We start from the raw sequence: 22726 nt of genomic DNA, 5'->3' as shown, positions 1-22726 counted from the left end.
GAGATTGCGGATTTTGACCCTTCGGACAAAGTTTATGCCCTGCCTAATATTTAGGCAGGGCTTTTGCGTCTAACCTCCGCCGCGCGCCAGATCAGGACTTGCGCCGAGGCGTAGTCTGACTATAACCCGCACCAATTTGCGTGAGGCCGCCAAGGCCCGCGCCCTTTGTTATGCGCCGAATCGAAGGAACCGCACCATGCCGAAGAGAACTGACATCAAGTCCATCCTCATTATCGGTGCAGGGCCCATCATCATCGGGCAAGCTTGCGAGTTTGACTATTCGGGCGCCCAAGCCTGTAAGGCTCTGCGCGAAGAGGGCTACCGGGTCATTCTGGTGAACTCGAACCCTGCCACGATCATGACCGACCCTCACATGGCCGATGCCACCTATATCGAGCCGATCACCCCCGAGGTTGTCGCCAAGATCGTCGAGAAGGAACGCCCCGATGCGATCCTGCCGACCATGGGTGGCCAGACCGGCCTGAATACCGCACTGGCCCTTGCCGATATGGGTGTGCTCGAAAAGTTCAATGTCGAGCTGATCGGCGCCAACCGCGAGGCCATCGAGATGGCCGAGGACCGCAAACTGTTCCGCGAGGCGATGGACCGCCTCGGCATCGAGAACCCGCGCGCGACCATCGTCACCGCCCCCAAAAAAGAGAACGGCAAGTTCGACATCAATGCGGGTGTGCAGATCGCCTTGGGTGAGCTGGAAAACATCGGCCTTCCGGCAATTATCCGTCCTGCTTTCACCATGGGCGGCACCGGCGGCGGCGTGGCCTATAACCGCGATGATTACGAACGCATCTGCCGCTCGGGTCTGGATGCCTCGCCTGTGGCGCAGATCCTCGTGGATGAAAGCCTTCTGGGCTGGAAAGAATTCGAGATGGAAGTGGTCCGCGACAAGGCGGATAACGCGATCATCGTCTGCGCCATCGAGAATATCGACCCGATGGGCGTGCATACCGGCGACAGTATCACCATCGCCCCTGCCCTGACGCTGACCGATAAAGAATACCAGCTGATGCGGACCCACTCGATCAACGTCCTGCGCGAGATCGGTGTGGAAACCGGCGGCTCGAACGTGCAATGGGCGGTCAATCCCGCCGATGGCCGTATGGTTGTGATCGAGATGAACCCGCGCGTGTCGCGTTCCTCGGCGCTGGCCTCCAAGGCCACCGGCTTCCCGATCGCCAAGGTCGCAGCCAAACTGGCTGTGGGCTATACGCTCGACGAGCTGGATAACGACATCACCAAGGTCACGCCGGCTTCCTTCGAGCCGACCATCGATTACGTCGTCACCAAGATCCCGCGTTTCGCCTTCGAGAAATTCCCGGGCTCCGAGCCGTCGCTGACCACCGCAATGAAATCGGTAGGCGAAGCAATGGCGATTGGCCGGACCTTCCAGGAATCGCTGCAAAAGGCACTAGCCTCGCTGGAGACCGGTCTGTCGGGCTTCGACGAAATCGAGATCCCCGGCGCCCCTGATAAAGCCGCTGTGGTCAAGGAAATCTCCAAACAGACCCCAGACCGTCTGCTGTTGATCGCGCAGGCCATGCGCCACGGCCTGACCAATGACGAGATCATCGCGGCCACCGCTTTCGATCCGTGGTTCCTCGACCGTATCCGCGAGATCATCGACGCCGAGGCTGAGATCCGCAAGCACGGCCTGCCCATGGACGAAAAAGGTCTGCGCAAGATCAAGATGATGGGCTTCACCGATGCCCGCCTTGCCCGCCTGACCGGCCGCACCGAAGGTCAGGTCCGTCGCGCCCGCCGCAATCTGGGCGTCGTTGCGGCCTTCAAGCGCATCGATACCTGCGCGGCCGAGTTCGAGGCCCAGACCCCCTATATGTATTCCACCTATGAAGCGCCCGCGATGGGCGATGTGGAATGCGAGGCACGCCCGTCCGACCGCAAGAAAGTGGTTATTCTGGGCGGCGGCCCGAACCGGATCGGTCAGGGCATCGAGTTCGATTATTGCTGCTGCCATGCGTGTTTCGCGCTGTCGGATGCGGGCTACGAGACCATCATGGTCAACTGCAACCCCGAGACCGTCTCGACCGACTATGACACTTCGGACCGTCTCTATTTCGAACCGCTGACGCTCGAACATGTGCTCGAGATCCTGCGCGTCGAACAGGACAAGGGCACTCTGCACGGCGTGATCGTGCAGTTCGGTGGCCAGACGCCGCTGAAACTGGCCAATGCGCTCGAAGCAGAAGGTGTTCCGATCCTTGGCACCACGCCGGATGCCATCGATCTGGCCGAAGACCGCGAGCGGTTCCAGGCGCTGCTGAACGATCTGGGCCTGAAACAGCCGGTCAACGGCATCGCGCATTCGGAAGCCGAAGCCTACGAGATCGCAGGCCGTGTGGGCTATCCGCTGGTGATCCGCCCGTCCTATGTTCTGGGTGGCCGCGCGATGGAAATCGTGCGCGATCTGGAAAGCCTCAAGCGCTATATCAACAATGCCGTGGTGGTGTCGGGTGATAGCCCCGTGCTGCTCGACAGCTATCTGACCGGCGCTATCGAGATCGATGTCGACGCGCTGTCGGATGGCGAGACCGTCCATGTTGCGGGGATCATGCAGCATATCGAGGAAGCAGGCGTCCACTCGGGCGACTCGGCCTGCTCGCTGCCCCCCTATTCGCTCTCGAAAGAGATGATCGCCGAGCTGAAGGAGCAAACCGTCAAGCTTGCGCTTGGTCTGAACGTCAAAGGTCTGATGAACGTCCAGTTCGCGATCAAGGACGGCGTGATCTATGTGCTCGAAGTCAATCCGCGCGCCTCGCGCACGGTGCCCTTCGTGGCCAAAGCAACCGACTCGGCGATTGCGTCGATCGCGGCGCGCCTGATGGCGGGCGAGCCGATGTCGGCCTTCCCCGAGCGTGCGCCCTATCCGGCGGATGCCGGCCCCGAAGACGACCTGCCCTATGCCGACGAGATGACCTTGGCCGACCCGATTACCCCTTGGTATTCGGTGAAAGAAGCGGTCCTGCCCTTCGCCCGTTTCCCGGGTGTGGACACGCTGCTTGGTCCGGAGATGCGCTCGACCGGCGAGGTCATGGGCTGGGACCGCAACTTCCCGCGCGCCTTCCTGAAAGCGCAAATGGGTGCCGGGACGCAGCTGCCGGTCGAAGGCCGCGTATTCATCTCGATCAAGGATGCCGATAAGTCGGAAGATCTGGCCGATGCCGCCAAGGATCTCATCTCGATGGGCTTCACCGTTATCGCCACCCGCGGCACCGCCAAATGGCTGGCCGAGAAAGGCGTTGAAGCGGAGCTGGTCAACAAGGTCTATGAAGGCCGTCCGAACATCGTGGACCGCATGAAAAATGGCGAGATCGCACTCGTGTTCAACACGACCGAGGGCAACCAGTCGATTTCGGATTCCCGTGAAATCCGTTCGGTCGCGCTCTATGACCACATCCCGTATTTCACCACCGCCGCAGGGTCGATCGCAGCTGTCGCTGCGATGAAGAGCCGCGCCGAGGGCGATGTTATCGTGCGCTCGCTACAGGCCTGACCCGTCAGGACATGGTATAGGAAGGCGGCACTCTGGTGCCGCCTTTTTCATTGGGCCGGTTTCATCGGGCCAGTGCCGCCTCGCGCTGCTCCCTCAAAAAAATGGCTCCGCAAAGCGTGACGCGGTGGCGCATATCCTGCCCTACCGCAGCAAAGTCCTCGGGGGCGAGCAGGATCCAACCGCCATCGCGCGGTGTCGCGAGCGTGTCGAAATAGATCGCCATCTGCTCGCGGCTCTGGCTGCGGGAGAGATCCGTCAGTAACAGGTAACGCCCGTTATCGATCCGCGCCATTTCGCGGGCAGTATTGCCATAGAACCCGCTCGAGATGCCGGGCATCCGCATCGCCTCTACGTGTTCGAGCCAGCTGCTATAGGCCGAGAGCACATCGAGGCAGCCCACAAGTTGCTGCGTGCGATCACCCTGCGCGCGAGCGCCCGTCGCACTCGCCAGAACCAGTATCATCACTGCCAGTCGCACAATCATCCGTGTCTCCCATGCTCTCTCCTCTATCGCCAAGATTGCGCCGGATTGGTGGACAATTGATTTACAAATCCATCGTCGTTTCCAAATTAGAAAATATACATTTGACTCAGGTCAACGCAGTGAGGGCCTCAACATGCCATATTCATGATGCAATATGTGAGGTGCATCATGAGCTATACAGACAAGATATCGACCGTGCGCGGGGAGCTGCGCAGCATAGTCCAAGCCATTCCCGAGGCGATGCAGGGTTTCGGGACGCTCTCTGAAAATGTCGAAGGCGCGGGCGTTCTTGACAGGAAACAGAAAGAGATGCTGGCACTGGGCATGGCCATTGTCCAGCGTTGCGAACCCTGCATCCTCCTGCATGTTGAGTCCTTCCGCAAAGCCGGCGGCACGCGTGAGGAACTGGGCGATATTCTCGGTGTCGCGATCCAGATGAGTGGCGGTCCGGGTGTGATGTATTCGGGCCATGCACTCGCGGCATGGGACGAATTCGCGAAATAATGCGCATCGGCGATATATGATTAATGTCCGCCCTTCACAGGGGATGACATTTCCACAAAAATACGAGACGTTGAGCCATCCCTTATGGAGATGGTTATGATCCCTATCCGAAAGTTGCTGGCCGCCTGCGGCCTCGCCCTTTCTCTTGCAAGCTGTGGTGGAGGAAGCGGACCGACGGTTGGCAAACTCGCCAATCCGTCCTCGCTCGACGCCGCCAATTATCGCGCGCCCGGTATTCCGCTACAATTCGGAGACCGGTCGCCGCACCCGTGGGGGGAATTATCCCCGTCTGATTATCCGATCCACGGGATCGATGCGGCACGCTATCAGGGGCTGATCGACTGGCGCCGCGCTCGCAGTTCGGGCATCCGGTTCGCGTGGCTCAAAGCGACTGAAGGCGGCGATTATATCGATCCGGGCTACGGGATGAACGCCAATGCAGCGCGCGCGGCTGGCGTGGCCGTGGGCGCGTATCACTTCTATTACTTCTGCCGCACCCCGCAGGAACAGGCCGCATGGTATATCAGCCGCGTGCCCCGTGTGCGTGGGGATCTGCCGCCCGTGCTGGATATCGAATGGAACCACCAGTCCAAGACCTGCCGCCGCTTCCCTGATCCGCAGACGGTGCGCGCCGAGATGCGCACCTTCCTCGATATCGTGACCGCCCATTATGGCACCCGCCCCGTAATCTATTCCACCGTGGATTTCTGGCATGACAATGATCTGGAACTGCTGGGGAATTACGATTTCTGGCTGCGCTCGGTGGCAGATCACCCACGCGACCGCTATCCGGGCGTGCGCTGGACTTTCTGGCAATATACCGGCACCGGCATCGCGCCGGGGATTGGCGGGACCGTGGATCTGAACGCCTTTGCAGGATCGCCCACCGGCTGGGCCAACTGGTATAGCGCCCGCCAGCAGCCCTGAGCCTTACCCGCCGCAATCGAAAAGGCCGCCCCGAGGGGCGGCCTTTGTCTTTAGCCATTCACGCGGATGCGCGTGTTCTCGGGGTCATGCGGGCTGTCGACGGTGACTTCCGCCGGATAGTCCTGCCCCATCATGCGCACGGTCAGCTTGGTGCCCGGCTCGGCCAGATCGGGGCGGACATAGCCCATGCCGATCTGCTTGCCGAAGGCGACCGAATAGCCACCCGAGGTCAGGCGCCCGACCTTTTCGCCATCGAGCTTGATCGCCTCGCGGCCCCACGGATCGGCATCGGCCGGACCGTCGATCAGCAACGTCACGCACATCGCACGGATGCCTTTGTCGAGCATCGCCTGCTTGCCGGTGAACTCTTTATCCAGATCCACGAAGCGGTTGAGGCCGGCCTCGAGCGGGGTGGCATCGCGGCCCAGCTCGTTGCCGAAGGCGCGGTAGGATTTCTCCTGACGCAGCCAGTTCTGGGCGCGGGCGCCGACCAGCTTCATGCCATGCTTGGCACCGGCGTCCTGCAGCGCGTTCCAGAGATAGCGCGAGAACTCGATCGGGAAGTGCAGTTCCCAACCCAGCTCGCCGGTATAGGCCACGCGAACGGCGCGGACAGGGCACATACCCAGCTCGATATTGCGCATCGAGAGCCACGGGAAGCGCTTGTTCGACAGGACGGTTTCCGGCTCGGCATCCACGACCAGCTCGTTGAGAATGGCGCGCGCATTGGGCCCTGCCAGCGCGAAGACACCCCATTGCGTAGTGATGTCGTGGATGTCGAGATAGTCACCACCATTGGCGCGGAAGTCCTCGGCCGATTTTTTCAGGTAATCGGCGTCGTAATCCGTCCATGCACCGGCCGAGATCAGGTAATATTCGTCCTCGGCGATCCGCACGATGGTATATTCGGTGCGGGTGGTGCCCGCAGGCGTCAGCGCATAGGTCAGGTTGATCCGGCCCACTTTCGGCAGTTTGTTGCAGGTGAACATATCAAGGAAGGCCGTCGCACCGGGGCCGCGCACCAGATGCTTGGTGAAGGCGGAGGCGTCGATCAGACCGGCCGTGTTGCGGATCGCCTCGGCCTCGTCCTTGGCATATTGCCACCAGCCGCCACGGCGGAACGAACGCGCTTCATGGTCGAAGTTCGAGGGCGCATCTTTCGGGCCATAATAGTTGGGGCGTTCCCAGCCATTGACCTGACCCATCTGCGCGCCTTCCGCAATCTGGGCGTCGTAGTTGGGCGTGGTGCGCAGGGGGCGGGCCGCCTCGCGCTCCTCGTCGGGATGGTGCAGGATGAAGACGTGCTCGTAGCATTCCTCGTTCTTCTTCACCGCCCATTCATTGGTCATCCACTGGCCGTAGCGTTTGGGGTCCAGCGAGGCCATATCGATCTCGGCTTCACCCTCGACCATCATTTGCGCCAGATAGTAGCCGGTGCCGCCTGCGGCAGTGATCCCGAAGCTAAAGCCCTCGGCCAGCCACATATTGCGCAGACCGGGTGCCGGACCCACCAGCGGGTTGCCATCGGGGGTGTAGCAGATCGGGCCGTTGAAATCGTCTTTCAGGCCAGCGGTCTCGGTGGTCGGGATCCGGTGGATCATCGACATATATTCTTCCTCGATCCGCTCCAGATCGAGCGGGAACAGATCGGCGCGGAAGCTATCGGGCACGCCATGACGGAAGCAGGCCGGTGCGCCACGCTCGTAGGGGCCCAAGATCCAGCCGCCGCGTTCTTCACGCACATACCATTTGCTGTCGGAATCCCGCAGCACCGGGTGTTCGGGGTTGCCCGCCTCACGGTAAGCCAGCAGCGCCGGATCGGGCTCGGTCACGATGAACTGGTGTTCCACGGGAATCGCGGGGATCTTGATGCCCAGAAGTTTTGCTGTGCGCTGCGCGTGGTTGCCGGTGGCGGTGACGACATGCTCGGCATGGATATCGACCATCTCGCCCGAACCCACAAGGTTACCGCCCTTGTCCACCATCTTCTCGAGCGTCACGATCCATTCCGAACCAGTCCACTTATAGGCATTGACCTGCAGTTTACGGACAATATCCACACCACGCTGGCGCGCGCCTTTGGCCATGGCCTGCGTCACATCGGCGGGGTTGATATAGCCGTCCTGCGGGTGGAAGAGCGCGCCAATCAAGTCTTCGGTATTCAGGAGCGGCCAGCGGTCCTTCATTTCCTTCGGCGTCAGGAACTCGTGGTAGACATCCGCGGTCTCGGCGATCGAGCTATAGAGCAGATATTCGTCCATCCGCTCCTGGGTCTGCGCCATACGCAGGTTGCCGCAGATCGAGAAGCCCGCATTCAGACCGGTCTCGGCCTCCAGCGTCTTGTAGAAATCCACCGAATATTTGTGGATATGGGTCGTCGCATAACCCATGTTGAACAGCGGAAGCAGCCCCGCCGCATGCCAGGTGGAACCTGCGGTCAGCTCGTCACGCTCGACAAGCATCACATCCTTCCAGCCCGCCTTCGCAAGGTGGTAGGCGATCGAACAGCCGACGGCGCCGCCACCGACGACCAGAGCTTTGACATGGGTTTTCATAGGGGGCATCTCCTGTTGGCCTTTCACCCATTTCTGGCAGAAGCCAAAAGAAGCGGAGCGCCGCGCCCGACCTTTGGCGGCAAAAAACGACAAAGCGTCCCCTCGTGATGTCCCGCGTGATAAAGGAGCGGCCGTGGCTGCGGGCGTTTACCAACTGCACATGAAACTGTCGCAAGGGAAGCCGCATCGGGATATATCAATAACATCCTAATTCTTTAGCCCCCTTTTAACCAAAAGGCCCGTCATGTCGCTGTCGCACTATCTTTCCAGCCTCGTCAGCTCCGTTCATAAGCTCTGGCTCAACCAGCAGAAAAGCGGCAATGCCGCGCAGGGCTTTGCCGCCCAGATGGACGAGAGCGACGCGCCTGCAAGCCTGTCAGGTGCCACCCCCGAGCAGCTGACCAAAGGGGTGACGCCTGCCCAGACCAGCGTGAAGACGGAGACCGCGCAGGTGGGGCTTGTGGTCGAATCCGCGCTGAGCGGCATGCTGACCACCGCGGATAAAGGCAGCGCCACACGTCCCCGCTCCGGCACGCCCTCCTATACCGCACCGGTGGTGGTGCCCGTCGAACAGGTCGCCAACCGCACGGAGACGCCCTCCGGCGCAAACACCAATACCGCGCAGAACATCTTCACCATCGGGCTCGATGGCAACCTGCAGGACAGGACCACAAGCCTGCGCGCGCAAAGCGCATATCAGAGCCTCAACGCCACTGGCCCCGTCTGGAGCGTCGGCGGCGACACCGCGACCAGCCCGCCGCGCACCGGTGGTGGCACACAGATCTTCGATGCCAACGGGTTGGTCTCCACCCATCTGGCGATGTCGTTCTGACCGGTCCACCCACCGCTGCGGTAAAGCGGGCATCGGCGGGTTCCCACCGACACGCCCGCACATGCCTGAAAATCTTGTGACCGGTCTGCAGGGATCCAAAACGCACCGGTCGCAGTTTCTTCCCCGATACAGCAGGCCACACCCGCTGCGAAACACTCGCCGGGCCCTGCAGAGTTTAAGGGAGAAGAGACTATGAAAAAGCTTCTTGCAACCACCGCAATCACCGTCATGGCCGCTTTGCCGGTTATGGCCCAGTCGACCGATACCAATGCTGCCGCCTCCGCGCAGGTCCAAGGCAATGATACGTTCTTCAAGTCCGTGCCGGATGCCGTCATGGCGTCCGATTTCATCGGTAAGCGCGTCTATGCGACCGCCTCGACCGATGCGGATGTGACGGCGGATAGCGATATGGATGATATCGGCGAGGTCAGCGATATGATCGTCGGAAATAATGGCGATGTCGAAGCCGTTCTGGTCGATGTCGGCGGATTCCTCGGGATTGGCGAGAAAACCGTGGCCGTTAACCTCGATGCGCTGCAGATGGTCTCGGCCGAAGGCAGCACGGGCTCGGATTACCGCCTGGTGATGAAGGGCGACAAAGCTTCGTTGGAAAACGCTCCGGCCTATTCGCCGGCCATGGATGACATGGACCAGGCCGCCAATGCCGCTGGAAACGGCATGGAGAATGCCGCTGAGAACACCACGACTGTCGCCAGCGATGCCGGCAATGACGTAGCCGACGCGGCAGGCGATGCTGCCGACTGGACCAAGGAAAAAGCTGCCGCTGCGGGTGCCGCTGTTTCGGGGGCTGCCAAAGACGCCGCTGACTGGACCAAGGACAAAACCGCCGAGGCGGGCACCGCGATGGATCGGGCCGGCAATGACATGGCCGATGCAGCCGATGATACCAAGGCCGATATGACGACCGCAGCCGATACGCCCGCCAACCCCGAGGGCACGCCGGTGACCGACTGGAGCACCGTCAAGGCTGCAGACCTGGAGGGTCAGACCGTCTACGGCCCGAATGACGAGTCCATCGGCAAGGTCACCGATGTTGTGACCGACAGCAATGATGGTGTCACGCAAGTGGTGGTTAGTGTCGGTGGCTTCCTCGGGATGGGTGCAAAATCCGTCGCGCTGACGCCCGACCAGATGGAAGTGATGAAAGCCGATGACGGCCTCTCGATCCATGTGGCCGCCACTCAGGACGAGCTGGAGCAGATGCCCGCATACACCGGCTGATAGTATACACATTTGACCAAGGCCCGGAGCACTCTCCGGGCCTTTTTCATTTGCGCCCGCGCGGCTTAAGCTTCAAACATCACAGAACCGTTTTCTGCTCCGGAGCCCGCCTGCCGTGTCACTGCTGAATAAGTCTCCGATCTGGTTAAGCCTTTTCGGGCTGTATTTCGCGGTTCAGGCCACCCTCCGTATCCTGCTGGGCGACCGGTTGAATATCGACGAGGCCGAGGCCTTTCTCTGGGCGCAGGGCTGGTCATGGGGCTACGGCCCGCAGCCCCCGCTCTATATCTGGTTGCAGCGTCTTGTGTTTCTGCTCACAGGCCCCTCGGTGGCCGGACTGGCCATCCTCAAGGCGCTGACCCTCTGGGCCACCTTCGCTCTGAGCTTCGCGCTGATGCGACGCTGGGTGCCGCCAACGCGGATCTGGATGGCTGGGCTTGCGACACTCATGCTGTTCTGGCTACCCGAGCTGGTCTGGGAAAGCCAACGCATCCGGACCCATAATGTCACCGTCACCATCGCCGCTCTGGCCTTCTTCTGGGCGCTCTTGCGGCTGCGCGAACGCCCGAGCCTTGGCAATTACGCGGCGCTCGGCCTGATTGCGGGACTGGGTCTTCTGACAAAATGGTCTTTCGCCCCCCTGCTGCTGGCAGGGTTCGGCAGCCTTCTCCTGAGCGCGGGCGGCCGCAGACTGCTCCGCGACCGCAAGGCACTTCTCTGGCTGGTGCTGCCGCTGGCGATCTGCCTGCCCACCTTCAGCTGGATCGCCCGTCATGCGGCGGTGGCCCTCGCCTCCGCTGACAAGCTGGATTTCGAGGGAGGACAAGGGCCGCTCGTCTCGTCAGGGCTATTCCTGACCAGCACCGCCACCTCCGTCCTCACATTCCTTGCGCTTCCCGTGCTCGTTCTTGGCGCCTTCGCGCTCAGCACGCTACACAAACCCACCAGACACGATGCAGGAGAAAGCGGACCGCTGCGCCGCACAGAACAGGGCGTCGTGCTCGGCATCGTGGGGCTGACCCTGATGCTGATCCTCGCAGGCGGGCTCCTCAGCGGCGCGACCGAGTTGCGACTGCGCTGGCTCTTGCCGATCCTCGTGATACTCGTGCCGATGGCCGCGCTCTGGGTGCTGGACCGGCTCGGGCGCCGACGGCGCATCGGCCTTGTTGCCGCAACCCTCTGTCTGCCCGTGCTGCTCTGCGTGGCGATGGGTGTGATGCTGAAAACCGACCCGCCCTTCAAGAGCCTTGATCTCGACGGTCTGCAGGAGGCACTGGCGGCAGAAAACCTGACCGGCACAGTGCTGGCCAAGGAGATCATCGCGGGCAATATGGCGCTGCGGTTTCCGGAGCTGACTTGGCATGACCCTGCGACACAGCTGGTCCGGCCCTGCCCCGAGGGCCCGTTCTGGCTGCTGGGCCTGGCGGAGGATCCGGCGGTCATGGCCTATCTCGAATTCTGCCAACGCCGCCCGAGCCCCATGGACGCCATCGCGCTGCCGCATGATCACGCCTTCACCCTGTATCAGGCGCTACCGCATTAACGGCAGCCGCTCCGGTTACAACATCGAGGGCAGAACCTGATCCGGTGGCCGGTGGCCATCGGCAAAGGTCTTGATATTGAGAAGCACCTTCTCGCCCATCTCGATGCGCCCCTCGATGGTCGAAGAGCCCATATGCGGCAGCAGCACCACATTGGGCAGCTCACGCAGGCGTGGGTTGATCTCGTGGCGTCCTTCGAAGACATCAAGCCCAGCACCGGCGATCTCGCCCGAACGCAGCATCCGCGTCAGGGCATTCTCGTCGATCACCTCGCCGCGCGAGGTATTCACCACCACCGCCGAAGGTTTCATCAGCTTGAGCCGTCGGGCATTGAGCAGATGGAATGTCGAGGGCGTATGCGGACAGTTCACCGAGATCACATCGACACGGCTGACCATTTGGTCGAGGCTCTCCCAATAAGTGGCCTCCAGCCCCTCCTCGATCTCGGAGCGAAGCCTGCGACGGTTATGGTAATGGATCTGCATGCCAAACGCGCGCGCGCGCCGCGCCACCGCCTGCCCGATCCGGCCCATGCCCAAAATCCCCAGCCGTTTGCCACCGATTCGTCCGCCCAAATAAGCGGTAGGCGACCAGCCCTCCCAGCGGCCCGACTGCATAATCGCGAGACCTTCAGGGATGCGCCGCGTCACCGCCAGCACCAGCGCCATCGTCATATCGGCGGTGTCCTCGGTCACGACGCCCGGAGTGTTCGACACCAGAATGCCGCGCTGACGGGCCGTGGCCACATCGATATGGTCGATCCCTGCCCCGAAATTCGCGATCAGTTTCAACCCCTCACCGGCCTGCGCCAGCATATTGGCATCAATCTTGTCGGTCAGCGTCGGGACCAGAACATCGGCGCGTTTCATCGCCGCGACCAGCTCGTCGCGCGTCATCGGCGCATCGGTGTCGCGCAGTTCGACATCGAACAGTTCCTTCATCCGCGTCTCCACGACCTCGGGCAACCGTCGCGTGACGACAACACTCAAACGCTGGTTCGGCATGGCGCCTCCTCCCCCTCTTCCAACTCTCCGTGCTTAAGGGCAAACTGCGCCTCAAGGGTTGAAGATACAAGACCCACCGAGGCAGAAAATGGCAAAATACACCGTATTGTCGCAATTTTGTTGCGCACCGAAACCACCACCATATGGGCAGTAACAGCATGATTACGAAACAGGCACTTTTGCGCGCCATTTGTATGACCATACTTTCGGCCACATTCCTGACACTAGTCTATGGCCATTACTCCCATGCGCAAGAGAGCGCGGACGAAAGTGGTATATTATCCGACGAGGATAGTGGTCCCGCGCCCGAAATGGATCTGGCACCGGCGGGCAAGGACGCGGGCAAGGTGAAGCTGGGTTCCAATACCAACCTGCCGATCCCGCGTTTCGTCTCGCTAAAGACCTCGGCGGGCAATGCGCGCCGCGGGCCCTCGCTCTCGCACCGGATCGACTGGGTGTTCAAGCATCGCGGCATGCCCCTGAAGGTCACCGCCGAATATGGTAACTGGCGCCGCGTCGAGGACCGTGACGGTGCGGGCGGCTGGGTGCATTACGCACTGATTTCCGGCGTGCGGACCGTGGTCATTCAGGACGCGGTCGCCGATCTGCATGCCAAGCCCGATGACACCTCGGCCATTACGGCGCGTGCGGAATCGGGGGCCATCCTGCATCTGGGAAAATGCAGCCTGAACTGGTGCGACATCCGCGCCGACGGGGCCGAGGGCTGGGTCAAGAAATCCGCGATCTGGGGCGTCGATCCCGACGAGATCAGGGACTAAGAACCTTTACGGCTCGGGGAGGTTGGGCTAGGTCTTCGCGCAGGGAGATCCGCGCGCAACGAAGGACTTTCAGGATGTATGATTCCGAAAGCGTTAAACTCAACAGCTCTGCCGGTCTGGCCTCTGTCGCGGTTGCCAGCATCCTCGTGGTCCTCAAATCATGGGCGCTCTGGCAAACGGGGTCGCTCTCGATCGGGGCCTCGCTGGCCGATAGTGCGCTGGATCTGTTGATTTCGGTTCTTGGCCTCCTGACTATCCTCTATGCCGCAAAACCCGCCGATCACGACCATAGTTTCGGGCATGGCTCGGCCGAGGATCTCGTCTCGCTCGGCCAGTCGCTTTTCATCGCGGCCAGTGCCGGCATCATCATCTGGACCTCCATCGAGCGCCTGCTGACGCCGGGCACCCAGCATATCGGCTCGGAAGGCGCAGGGATCACCGTCATGGTGGTCTCGATCGTGCTGACGCTCGCGCTGGTGATCTGGCAGGGCCGCGTGGCAAAGAAGACCGGCAACAAGGTCGTCGCCGCTGACCGGCTGCATTATGTCGGCGATATGATCCCCGCACTCGGGGCGATTTTCGCGCTCTGGGCGGCCCAGACCTTCGGCTGGCAGCGCGTCGATCCGATCGTGGCACTGATCGCGGCGCTCGTCATGCTCAAGGGCGCATGGAGCATCGGAACAGGGGGCTGGAACGCGCTGATGGACGGGGCGGTCGCGCCCGAGATCATCGCCGATATCGAGCGCATCGCCACCGAGCATGAGGGGGTCATGGCCTTCCACGATCTTAAGACCCGCACCGCAGGCGCGACCATGTTCGTGCAGCTGCATGTGGAGCTGGAGGGCGGGCAGACCCTCGAGGAGGCGCATGATATCGCCGCCCGCCTCAAGCACAAGATTATCGAGACCTATCCCAATGCGGATGTCATTATCCACAAGGACGTCTGGCGCCCACAGGCATAAGAGGCCAGCCCCGCAGGGCTGGCCCTTCTCTCAGACCTCGTCCAGAAGACCACGGCCCTTCAGCAACGCCTCGACGCCGGGCATCCGGCCACGGAACCCCTTATAAAGCGTCTCCGCCTCCTGCGAGCCACCTTTGGACAGGATCCAGTCCTCGAGCTTCTCGGCCATTGCCGGATCGAACGGCCCGCCCGCTTCCTCGAACGCCTCGAAGGCGTCGGCATCCATAACCTCGGACCACATATAGCTGTAATAGCCCGCGCTGTAACCATCGCCCGAGAAGACATGCCCGAAATGCGGCGCGGCATGGCGCATACGGATCGCATGGGGCATGCCGATCTCCGCCAGAACCTCCGCCTGACGGGCCAGAGCATCCTTGGGCGCGGCCCCCTCGTGGAAGTCCAGATCCACCAGCGCCGAGGCCAGATATTCCACCGTCGAGAAGCCCTGATCATAGGTCGCGGCAGCCTTCAGCTTGTCCTGAAGGTCCTGCGGAATGGCCTCGCCCGTTTTGTAATGGCGGGCGTGTTTCTGCAGCACCTCCGGCACATCCAGCCAATGCTCGTAAAGCTGGCTCGGCAGCTCCACGAAGTCCCGCGCGACCGAAGTGCCCGAGATGAACTCGTAGGTCACATCCGACAGCATCTGGTGCAGCGCATGGCCGAATTCGTGGAACAGGGTCCGCGCATCGTCATGGCTCAGAAGCGTCGGATCGCCCTTGGCGAAGTTGCACACATTCATCACGATGGGCCGGGTCTCGCCACCAAGCTTCTTCTGCGAGCGCATCGCGGTGCACCATGCGCCCGAGCGTTTGGACCCGCGCGCATGATAATCCCCCAAGAACACCGCGATATGCTGGCCCTTGCGGGTCACCTCCCAGCCGCGCACATCCGCGTGGTAGAACGGCCCGTCGATCTCGCTAAATTCCAGTCCGAAGAGACGGTTGGCCACGTCGAAGGCCGCGCCGATCATCGCATCGAGCGAGAGATAGGGTTTCAGTGCCTCCTCGTCGAAATCGAACTCCGCCACGCGGCGTTTTTCCGAATAATAGCGCCAGTCCCACGGCTCGAGCGGGCCGTTGGTGCCATCCTTATGCAGCATCTCGGTCAGAACTTCGGCATCGGCCTCCGCGGCCGCCTTGGCAGGCCCCCAGACCCCCATCAGCAACCCACGCACATTATCTGGGTTGCCCGCCATTTCGGTCTCGAGCTTGTAGGCCGCAAAACTCTCGTATCCCAGCAGCTTGGCGCGTTCCTCGCGCAAGCTGAGGATCTCGTTCAGCAGTTCGGTATTATCGGTCTCGTTGCCATTGGCCCCGCGCGCGGTCCATGCCTCGTAGGCGATCCGGCGCAGCTCGCGATTGTCGGAGAACTGCAGGAAGGGCACCACCAGCGAGCGCGAGAGCGTCAGGACGGGGCCTGCCTCGCCGCGCTCCTCGCCTGCTGCCCGCGCAGCTGCGGCAAGCGAGGCCGGAAGCCCTGCCAGATCCTCTTCGGTCAGCGGATGCGACCATGCGCGCTCATCGGCCAGAAGGTTCTGCGAGAACTGGGTATAAAGCACCGCAAGACGCGATTTGATCTCGGCCATCCGCGTGGCCTCCGCCCCCGAAAGCGCCGCGCCCGCACGGATGAACATGCGGTGATAGAGTTCGAGCATCCGGTCCTGTTCGGGGGTCAACCCCTGCGCCTCCCGCGCCCGCCAGAGCACGGCAATCCGCTGGTAAAGCGCCTCGTTCATGATGATTTCCGACGAGAAGGCCGCCATTTTGGGCGCCAGATCCCGCGTCAGCGCCTCGCGTGCGGGCGTGCTATCGGCACCCGACACCGTGTAAAACAGCCCCGCGACACGGTTCAGAAGGTCCTCGGCCTCCTCCAGCGCCTCGATGACATTGGCAAATGTCGGCGGCTCGGGATTGGCCGCGATCACCGCGATATTGGCGCGGGCAACGGTCAGGCCGGTCTCGATGGCGGGACCGAACTGGTCATCCTCCATCTGCGCGAAAGGGGGGAGCGAAAACGGGCCGGTCCAATCGGCCAGAAGCGGATTTGTCATGCGGATCTCCTTTCCAGTGAAGCTAGGCGCTTGGCCGCGCTATGGAAAGGGGCCGCTTTACACGGGCGGGTGATTTCCCCCGCAGACCGCACAATCGGCACGCCGCGCCAAGCTGATCCGCCGGTTCTCGCCCCAGAGCATATCGATCAGCTGCAACCGGCCGCGCAGGCTTTGTCCCGCCCCTGTGATCTCCTTGATCGCCTCGGCGGCCATCTGCGCCCCCACCACGCCCGGCAATGCGCCAATGACACCAGCCTCGGCGCAGGTAGGTGCCAGCCCCTCGGCGGGAGCTTCGGGGAAGATACAGGCAAAGCACGGCGCGTCACGGGCCGGATCATAGAGCGAGAGCTGCCCCTCCCATTGCGTGATCGCCCCTGAAAGGAGCGGCACGCGGGCCGTGACGCAAGCCTGATTGACCATATAGCGGGTCGGAAAATTATCGCACCCATCCACCACGAGCTGGCAGGTTCCGAACATATCCGTCGCCATATCGGGCGTCAGACGCGCCTCGACTGGCAGAATTTCAACATCGGGGTTTTGTGCCGCCAACCAGCGGGCGGCGACCCCGACCTTGGGCTGGCCGATATCGGCTTCGGTATAGATCACCTGCCGTTGGAGGTTCGACCGCGACACGAGGTCATCATCGATGACCGTGATCCGCCCCACACCGGCTGCGGCCAGATACATGAGCACAGGCACGCCAAGCCCGCCTGCGCCCACAACAACAACATGCGCCTCTTTCAACCGCCGCTGGCCGGTGCCGCCCACTTCCCGCAATAGGATGTGGCGCATATAACGTTCCAGCTCGCGGTCGGAGAGGCCCGTCATCAGCCGATACCGGTCGAGCCGAAGCCACCTGCACCACGGGCGGTATCGGACAGCGTTCCCACCTCGGTCACGTCAAAGCGGTGCACCTGCGCGATCACCGCCTGCGCGATCCGGTCGCCATGCGAGATGCGGAACGGCACCTTGCCCAGAAGCATCAGCCCGATCTGCACCACGCCCCGATAATCCTCATCCACCGTGCCGGGACTGTTGGGAATGATGAAGCCGTGCTTCAGCGCCAGGCCCGAGCGCGGGCGGATCTGCATCTCGGTGCCTGCGGGCAGTTCCACATGGAACCCCGTCGAGATAAACTCGAACTGCATCGGCTCGAAAGTGATCGGCCCGTCGGGCAGGAAGGCCCGCAGATCCATACCGGCGGCACCGGCGGTCGCATAGCTCGGCAGAGGCAGATCCAGATTGCCCTCGGCGCGTTTGAAGCGGATTTCCATCGTCATTCCTTCGTCGTCAAAGCGGAAGCGATGCGCGCGGCCAGCCGGCGGGCCACCTCTTCCTTGGCAAGGCGCGGCCAGGTCTCGGGACCCTGCGCATCAATAATCGTCACGGCATTCTCGGTGCCACCCATGATACCGGTCGCGGGGCTTACATCATTGGCCACGATCCAGTCGCAGCCCTTGCGTGCCCGCTTGGCGGTCGCGTGCTCCATAACCTTTTCCGTCTCGGCTGCAAAGCCCACCACCAAGGGGGGCCGCCCGGTTTCCATCTGCGCGACCTGCGCCAGAATATCGGGGTTCTCGCCGAATTCGAGCGCGGGCGCACGGCCCGTGCCGTCCTTCTTCATCTTCTGCGCACCTGCATTGAGCACATGCCAATCGGCCACGGCCGCAGCAAAAACGGCCGCATCGGCGGGCAACGCCGCCTCGACGGCTGCCTGCATCTGCCGCGCGGTCTCGACCCGCACCACCTTCACTCCCATGGGCGGCGGAACGCTCGCAGGCCCCGTGATGAAGGTGATCTGCGCACCCAGATCGCGCAATGCCCCCGCCAGCGCCGTGCCCTGCGCCCCCGAGGAGCGGTTGGCAATATAGCGCACCGGATCGATGGGCTCGTGAGTCGGGCCCGAAGTGACCACGATATGGCGGCCCTTCAGCGGGCCATCCGCCAGCGCCGCACGGATCGAGGCCAGAATATCGGCGGGCTCGCTCATCCGGCCCGGACCGAATTCACCACAGGCCATCGAGCCGTCGGCCGGCCCCGCAAACAGCACCCCGTCGGCCTGTAGCTGACGGATATTGCGCTGCGTCGCGGGATGGTCCCACATGCGCACGTTCATCGCGGGCGCGATCAGCACGGGCTTGTCGGTGGCCAGCAGCAACGTCGAGGCCAGATCATTGGCCAACCCCTGCGCCATCTTCGCCATCAGATCGGCGGTCGCAGGCGCCACAACCAGCAAATCGGCATCGCGCGACATCTGGATATGGCCGATCTCGGCCTCGCGGCTGACATCAAAGAGATCGTCATGCGCAGGCTCGCCCGCCACGACCGAAAGCGTCAGGGGCGTTACGAACTCGGCTCCCGCCTTCGTGACAATCGGCGTCACAGCACAGCCCTGCGCGCGCAACATCCGGATCAGCTCCGGCACTTTGAAGGCCGCGATACCGCCGCCGATGATCAGTGCTATGCGTTTGCCGTCCAGCATGGTCTGTCTCCGCCCGAACCGATCTTCCCGAAACGATCTTCAGGTCTAAGGCCAAGCGGGCGGGCGTGCAAGCGCCCCGCCTGCCCCGAAGCGTCTCGGGAACCCATCAATGAAAAATGGCCCGACGCAGAACGCCGGGCCGAGACAAGCTGGAAGCGGCTTCCAACAGGGAGAACAATAGGTATCACCTTTTACGACGGAGAAACCGTGGCCATCAGGCGAACAGGGATTGCACTTCGGAGCCGTGGGTCTCGAGGCTCTTGCGCATCTTGCCGAAAGCCTGCGCCTCGAGCTGGCGGATACGCTCCTTCGAGAGACCGAGTTCCTGCCCGAGGCTCTCCAGTGTGCGCGGATCCTCGATCAAGCGACGCTCGCGAATGATATAGCGCTCGCGCTCGGTCAGGCGGCCCATCGCTTCGCCCAGCCATGCCCGCAGGGTAATACCATCCTGGTCGGCAGAGACAGTGCGTTCGGTGTCGGCATTCTCGTCCTCGAGCGTATCGACCCATTCGCGGCCTTCATCTTCGGAAGATTGCGTGGCGTTCAGCGAGAAATCGCTGCCCGACAGACGACCTTCCATCATTTCCACATCTGCCAGCGGAACGCCGATCTCCTCGGCCACACGCTTGCGCAGCGTCGCCGCGTCGATCTTGCCACCCTCGGCCTCGACCTCGCGCTCGATCTGGGCTTGCACACGGCGCATGTTGAAAAACAAAGCCTTCTGCGAGGAGGTCGAACCGGTGCGCACCATCGACCAGTTGCGCATCACGAATTCTTGGATCGAAGCCTTGATCCACCAGACCGCATAGGTCGAGAAACGAACGCCACGTTCAGGGTCGAACTTCTCGGCGGCTTTCATCAAGCCGAGGCTCGCTTCCTGGATCAGATCGTTCATCGGGGCGCCATAACGGCGGAACTTGGCCGCCATCGAGATCGCCAGCCGCATGTAAGCATTGATCAGACGGTGCAGGGCAACCTCGTCACGATTGTCGCGCCATGCCTTTGCCAGCGCAAGCTCGGTCTCCGCATCAAGGAATTCCGCCTTCATTGCGCGACGCGGTAGGGTTTCATCCGTCATACCATCGAGTGCCATCAAATCGTCTCCCGGGGCTCAAGCAAGGCAGACGCCCGCATTCAAATCCGTTTCACACGGACACAATGCGCAACGCGCGGAACGGTTCCGCGAAACCGCGAGAAAATCTTAATATTTGCCGGAAAACCGCGGCAGTACTTTCAAAAAGTTGCTATAAAATCATTTATATTCATAGCTCTAATAAAAATCTTTCGGGTCAAGCCTTGCCGCGCAAAAAACCGGGCCGCATCGGCAAAAAGCCGCAAATAAACACAACCATTGCGTGAATGATGATTTCATCTACTATCGTCAGATCCCTTCCCGAGAGGCCGGAGCATGGTTGCAACGATATATACCACCGCATTCGAAGGGGTGGAGGCCGTGCCGGTCGAGATCCAATGCGCCCTGTCGCCCGGATTGCCCGGGTTCTCCATCGTGGGATTGCCCGACAAAGCCGTGAGCGAGGCACGCGAGCGGATCCGGGCTGCGCTTTCGGCACTGTCGATCGCGCTGCCGCTGGAACGGATCACCGTCAATCTGGCCCCTGCCGACCTGCCCAAATCCGGTGCGCATTACGATCTGCCGATCGCGCTGGCCCTGCTGGGTGCGATGGGGATCGTGCCCGGAGACCGGACCATCGGCGTGACGGCAATTGGCGAGCTATCGCTCGACGGGCGGCTCGTCGCCGTGCCCGGCGCGCTTCCCAGCGCGATGAGTGCCGCAGCCCATGACCGTGTCCTTCTGTGCCCCGCAGGTTGCGCGGCAGAGGCTGCGTGGGCTGGGCGCGATCTGGTCTTTGCCGCCAGCCATCTGGATGCGATGGTGCGCCATCTGAGCGGCACTGCCCCTTTGTTACCCGCCACGCCTTCCCCTGCGGCGATTGCGCAGAGCCGCCATGATCTCGCCGATGTCAAAGGGCAGGCCCGCGCCCGCCGGGCGCTGGAAATTGCTGCCGCTGGCCGCCATCACCTGTTGATGGTCGGCCCGCCCGGATCGGGAAAATCCATGCTGGCGCGCTGTCTGCCCGGCATCATGCCGCTTCTGACCGCCTCCGAAGCGCTGGAAACATCGGTGATCCAGTCGGTCGCCGGACAGCTGCCCGAGGAGGGGCTCTCGCGCACTGCCCCCTATCGCGCGCCCCATCACACCGCCTCCATGGCCGCCCTTGTGGGGGGCGGACGCGGCGCGGGGCCGGGCGAGATCAGTCTGGCCCATAACGGGGTGCTGTTTCTGGACGAGCTGCCTGAATTCCAGCGTAGTGTGCTGGAGACTCTGCGCCAGCCCATCGAGAGCGGCGAGGTCAGCGTGTCGCGCGCCAATGCGCATCTGACCTATCCGGCGCGGTTTCTGGCGGTGGCGGCGGCCAATCCTTGTCGCTGTGGCCATCTGGGGGAGGCCTCCCGCGCCTGCCCGCGTGCGCCCGACTGCGGGGCGGAGTATCTGGGCAAACTGTCTGGGCCGCTTCTGGACCGGTTCGATCTGCGTATCGAGGTGCCCCCCGTCGCCTATAGCGAGCTTGCGGCCCTGCCAACGGGGGAAGCAAGTGACACAGTGCGGGCCCGTGTCTCTGCCGCACGCGACAGACAGGCGCGGCGCTATGCCGATCACCCGGAAATCCGCGCCAACGCCGATGTCTCCGGCCAGTTTCTGGACGAGATCGCACGCCCCGATGCAGAGGGCGAGGCGGTGCTGGCCCGCGCTGCCGAGCGGCTGAGGCTCTCGGCGCGGGGCTATCACCGCATCCTGCGGGTTGCGCGCACCATTGCCGATCTGGCGGGCGTCGAGCATGTGCAGAAGGCGCATATCTCAGAGGCGGTCAGCTACCGCCTGCTGCTGGCGGCCCCGCAGTCCATGCCCGGCGAATAAAGCGTGACAGATCCTCGATCGCCTCTTCGGCCTCGGGCAGGTAGCGGGCAAAGATCTGCCAGACATGCGGCGTGTCGGGCCAGCTCTGCACCGTGACATCCACCCCGAAACCGCGCAGCCGGTCGGCCATGCGCAGGCTGTCATCGCATAGGATCTCGGTCAGGCTGTGCTGGATCAGCACCGGCCCCGCACCATCGAACCGCGAATAGAGCGGCGAGATCAACGGATCATCGGGCGCAGCCCCCGCCAGCAGCATATCGACCAGCGTGCCGAACTGCTCGGCGGGCAGGATCGGGTCGGCCTCCGCATTCTCGCGCAACGAGGCGCCCTGCCCCGCCAGATCGGTCCATGGTGACATCACACAGGTCGCGGCAGGCGGCGTGCCCCGCGTACAGAGCCGCGCCAACAGCCCCAATGCCAGCCCGCCCCCTGCACTGTCTCCCGCAATCGCGATATCCTGCGGCAAGAAGCCCTGGGCCAGCAGCCCGTCCCATGCCGCCAGCGCATCCTCGGGGGCGGCAGGCAGCGGATGATCGGGAGCCAGACGGTATTCGGGCAGGATCACCTCCGCGCCCAGATGGCGTGAGATCTCGCCCGCAAGCCCGCGGTAATGCCATGCCGAACCCGCCAGATAGGCCCCGCCATGCAGATAGAGAACGGCATGAGTATAGTCGCGGATCACGCCCGCGCGCACGGACAGCGCAGGCACTGCGCCCAGATCGCGTCGCTGCACCAGCAGGCCGGACGGGATGGGGAGCCGGTGGGTGCCCCCCTCGAGTGCCGCACGGGCCTCATGGGGGCCTGTAATCCTGCGGAACCGGCGTTTGACCATATGGCGCAGCATCATGTTGAACATCCGCACGCGCAAGCTCATCCGCCGGTTCCTCTGGTATGCGCC

General features: G+C 62.6%; 18 protein-coding genes. 9 read left to right on the top strand and 9 right to left on the bottom strand.

The window, feature by feature from the left end; all coding sequences use genetic code 11:
- Positions 1–196 precede the first annotated feature (196 nt).
- Complete coding sequence (gene carB / locus VSX56_RS04325) at positions 197–3529, top strand: carbamoyl-phosphate synthase large subunit (RefSeq protein WP_350935089.1); 3333 nt, start codon at positions 197–199, stop codon at positions 3527–3529.
- 61 nt (positions 3530–3590) lie between these two features.
- On the opposite strand, the gene VSX56_RS04320 is transcribed toward carB, so the two are convergent.
- Entirely contained in the window at positions 3591–4013 is a 423-nt protein-coding gene (locus tag VSX56_RS04320) for a hypothetical protein (RefSeq protein WP_350935087.1), read from the bottom strand.
- Positions 4014–4181: 168 nt separating this feature from the next.
- Here VSX56_RS04320 and VSX56_RS04315 point away from each other — a divergent pair, with 168 nt between their 5' ends.
- Entirely contained in the window at positions 4182–4517 is a 336-nt protein-coding gene (locus VSX56_RS04315; RefSeq protein WP_339113409.1) for a carboxymuconolactone decarboxylase family protein, read from the top strand.
- 96 nt (positions 4518–4613) lie between these two features.
- Complete coding sequence (locus tag VSX56_RS04310; RefSeq protein ID WP_339113410.1) at positions 4614–5444, top strand: GH25 family lysozyme; 831 nt, start codon at positions 4614–4616, stop codon at positions 5442–5444.
- Positions 5445–5494: 50 nt separating this feature from the next.
- Here the strand turns inward: VSX56_RS04310 and VSX56_RS04305 are convergent, their stop codons facing one another.
- Positions 5495–7999: a GcvT family protein gene (locus VSX56_RS04305; RefSeq protein ID WP_350935084.1), complete on the bottom strand. Its 2505-nt coding sequence runs from the start codon at positions 7997–7999 to the stop codon at positions 5495–5497.
- 244 nt (positions 8000–8243) lie between these two features.
- Here VSX56_RS04305 and VSX56_RS04300 point away from each other — a divergent pair, with 244 nt between their 5' ends.
- From VSX56_RS04300 to VSX56_RS04290, 3 genes are all read left to right on the top strand, one after another.
- Complete coding sequence (locus VSX56_RS04300; RefSeq protein ID WP_339113412.1) at positions 8244–8831, top strand: hypothetical protein; 588 nt, start codon at positions 8244–8246, stop codon at positions 8829–8831.
- 192 nt (positions 8832–9023) lie between these two features.
- Positions 9024–10073, top strand: a complete 1050-nt coding sequence (locus tag VSX56_RS04295) for a PRC-barrel domain-containing protein (RefSeq protein ID WP_350935082.1) — start codon at positions 9024–9026, stop codon at positions 10071–10073.
- 115 nt (positions 10074–10188) lie between these two features.
- On the top strand, positions 10189–11616 hold the full coding sequence (locus VSX56_RS04290) for an ArnT family glycosyltransferase (RefSeq protein ID WP_350935079.1): 1428 nt from the start codon (positions 10189–10191) through the stop codon (positions 11614–11616).
- Positions 11617–11631: 15 nt separating this feature from the next.
- Here the strand turns inward: VSX56_RS04290 and VSX56_RS04285 are convergent, their stop codons facing one another.
- On the bottom strand, positions 11632–12618 hold the full coding sequence (locus VSX56_RS04285) for a 2-hydroxyacid dehydrogenase (protein ID WP_339113415.1): 987 nt from the start codon (positions 12616–12618) through the stop codon (positions 11632–11634).
- A gap of 158 nt (positions 12619–12776) precedes the next feature.
- On the opposite strand from VSX56_RS04285, the gene VSX56_RS04280 reads away from it, so the two are divergent.
- Both VSX56_RS04280 and VSX56_RS04275 read left to right on the top strand, forming a co-directional pair.
- Positions 12777–13397: an SH3 domain-containing protein gene (locus VSX56_RS04280; protein WP_434096006.1), complete on the top strand. Its 621-nt coding sequence runs from the start codon at positions 12777–12779 to the stop codon at positions 13395–13397.
- Between the two features lie 74 nt (positions 13398–13471).
- Positions 13472–14359, top strand: a complete 888-nt coding sequence (locus VSX56_RS04275) for a cation diffusion facilitator family transporter (protein WP_339113416.1) — start codon at positions 13472–13474, stop codon at positions 14357–14359.
- Positions 14360–14389: 30 nt separating this feature from the next.
- Here VSX56_RS04275 and VSX56_RS04270 read toward each other — a convergent pair whose 3' ends face one another.
- The 5 genes from VSX56_RS04270 to VSX56_RS04250 all read right to left on the bottom strand — a co-directional run bounded on the left by VSX56_RS04270 (position 14390) and on the right by VSX56_RS04250 (position 19983).
- A complete protein-coding gene (locus VSX56_RS04270; RefSeq protein ID WP_350935076.1) occupies positions 14390–16408 on the bottom strand; it encodes a M3 family metallopeptidase in 2019 nt (672 codons plus the stop codon).
- Positions 16409–16465: 57 nt separating this feature from the next.
- Positions 16466–17236: a HesA/MoeB/ThiF family protein gene (locus tag VSX56_RS04265; protein WP_350935074.1), complete on the bottom strand. Its 771-nt coding sequence runs from the start codon at positions 17234–17236 to the stop codon at positions 16466–16468.
- Positions 17236–17688 carry a dUTP diphosphatase gene (dut, locus tag VSX56_RS04260; protein ID WP_339113419.1) on the bottom strand — a complete coding sequence of 151 codons (453 nt, stop codon included), beginning with the start codon at positions 17686–17688 and terminating at the stop codon, positions 17236–17238. Before dut ends, VSX56_RS04265 begins: the two co-directional genes overlap by 1 nt.
- Complete coding sequence (coaBC, locus tag VSX56_RS04255; protein WP_350935072.1) at positions 17685–18890, bottom strand: bifunctional phosphopantothenoylcysteine decarboxylase/phosphopantothenate--cysteine ligase CoaBC; 1206 nt, start codon at positions 18888–18890, stop codon at positions 17685–17687. The genes dut and coaBC overlap by 4 nt, the downstream gene beginning before the upstream one ends.
- 214 nt (positions 18891–19104) lie before the next feature.
- Positions 19105–19983, bottom strand: a complete 879-nt coding sequence (locus VSX56_RS04250) for an RNA polymerase factor sigma-32 (protein WP_339113421.1) — start codon at positions 19981–19983, stop codon at positions 19105–19107.
- A gap of 315 nt (positions 19984–20298) precedes the next feature.
- Between VSX56_RS04250 and VSX56_RS04245 the strand changes: the two genes are divergently transcribed.
- Positions 20299–21828 carry a YifB family Mg chelatase-like AAA ATPase gene (locus VSX56_RS04245; RefSeq protein ID WP_339113422.1) on the top strand — a complete coding sequence of 510 codons (1530 nt, stop codon included), beginning with the start codon at positions 20299–20301 and terminating at the stop codon, positions 21826–21828.
- Here the strand turns inward: VSX56_RS04245 and VSX56_RS04240 are convergent.
- Positions 21779–22702 (bottom strand): alpha/beta hydrolase fold domain-containing protein, encoded by a 924-nt coding sequence (locus VSX56_RS04240; protein ID WP_350935069.1) that lies wholly within the window; start codon positions 22700–22702, stop codon positions 21779–21781. The two genes, VSX56_RS04245 and VSX56_RS04240, sit on opposite strands and share 50 nt — an antisense overlap.
- Positions 22703–22726 lie beyond the last annotated feature (24 nt).

Source organism: Thioclava kandeliae, from assembly GCF_040297545.1.
In the GTDB taxonomy this organism is placed as follows: domain Bacteria; phylum Pseudomonadota; class Alphaproteobacteria; order Rhodobacterales; family Rhodobacteraceae; genus Thioclava; species Thioclava kandeliae.
The sequence above is the reverse complement of the archived record's forward strand: the minus strand, read 5'-3'. Positions and strand labels throughout refer to the sequence as shown.

Excerpts from the sequence above, each read along its gene's own strand:
- carB (WP_350935089.1), top strand. The coding sequence starts at position 197 with ATGCCGAAGAGAACTGACATCAAGTCCATCCTCATTATCGGTGCAGGG.
- VSX56_RS04320 (WP_350935087.1), bottom strand. The coding sequence starts at position 4,013 with ATGATTGTGCGACTGGCAGTGATGATACTGGTTCTGGCGAGTGCGACG.
- VSX56_RS04315 (WP_339113409.1), top strand. The coding sequence starts at position 4,182 with ATGAGCTATACAGACAAGATATCGACCGTGCGCGGGGAGCTGCGCAGC.
- VSX56_RS04310 (WP_339113410.1), top strand. The coding sequence starts at position 4,614 with ATGATCCCTATCCGAAAGTTGCTGGCCGCCTGCGGCCTCGCCCTTTCT.
- VSX56_RS04305 (WP_350935084.1), bottom strand. The coding sequence starts at position 7,999 with ATGAAAACCCATGTCAAAGCTCTGGTCGTCGGTGGCGGCGCCGTCGGC.
- VSX56_RS04300 (WP_339113412.1), top strand. The coding sequence starts at position 8,244 with ATGTCGCTGTCGCACTATCTTTCCAGCCTCGTCAGCTCCGTTCATAAG.
- VSX56_RS04295 (WP_350935082.1), top strand. The coding sequence starts at position 9,024 with ATGAAAAAGCTTCTTGCAACCACCGCAATCACCGTCATGGCCGCTTTG.
- VSX56_RS04285 (WP_339113415.1), bottom strand. The coding sequence starts at position 12,618 with ATGCCGAACCAGCGTTTGAGTGTTGTCGTCACGCGACGGTTGCCCGAG.
- VSX56_RS04280 (WP_434096006.1), top strand. The coding sequence starts at position 12,777 with ATGATTACGAAACAGGCACTTTTGCGCGCCATTTGTATGACCATACTT.
- VSX56_RS04275 (WP_339113416.1), top strand. The coding sequence starts at position 13,472 with ATGTATGATTCCGAAAGCGTTAAACTCAACAGCTCTGCCGGTCTGGCC.
- VSX56_RS04270 (WP_350935076.1), bottom strand. The coding sequence starts at position 16,408 with ATGACAAATCCGCTTCTGGCCGATTGGACCGGCCCGTTTTCGCTCCCC.
- VSX56_RS04265 (WP_350935074.1), bottom strand. The coding sequence starts at position 17,236 with ATGACGGGCCTCTCCGACCGCGAGCTGGAACGTTATATGCGCCACATC.
- dut (WP_339113419.1), bottom strand. The coding sequence starts at position 17,688 with ATGACGATGGAAATCCGCTTCAAACGCGCCGAGGGCAATCTGGATCTG.
- coaBC (WP_350935072.1), bottom strand. The coding sequence starts at position 18,890 with ATGCTGGACGGCAAACGCATAGCACTGATCATCGGCGGCGGTATCGCG.
- VSX56_RS04250 (WP_339113421.1), bottom strand. The coding sequence starts at position 19,983 with ATGGCACTCGATGGTATGACGGATGAAACCCTACCGCGTCGCGCAATG.
- VSX56_RS04245 (WP_339113422.1), top strand. The coding sequence starts at position 20,299 with ATGGTTGCAACGATATATACCACCGCATTCGAAGGGGTGGAGGCCGTG.
- VSX56_RS04240 (WP_350935069.1), bottom strand. The coding sequence starts at position 22,702 with ATGAGCTTGCGCGTGCGGATGTTCAACATGATGCTGCGCCATATGGTC.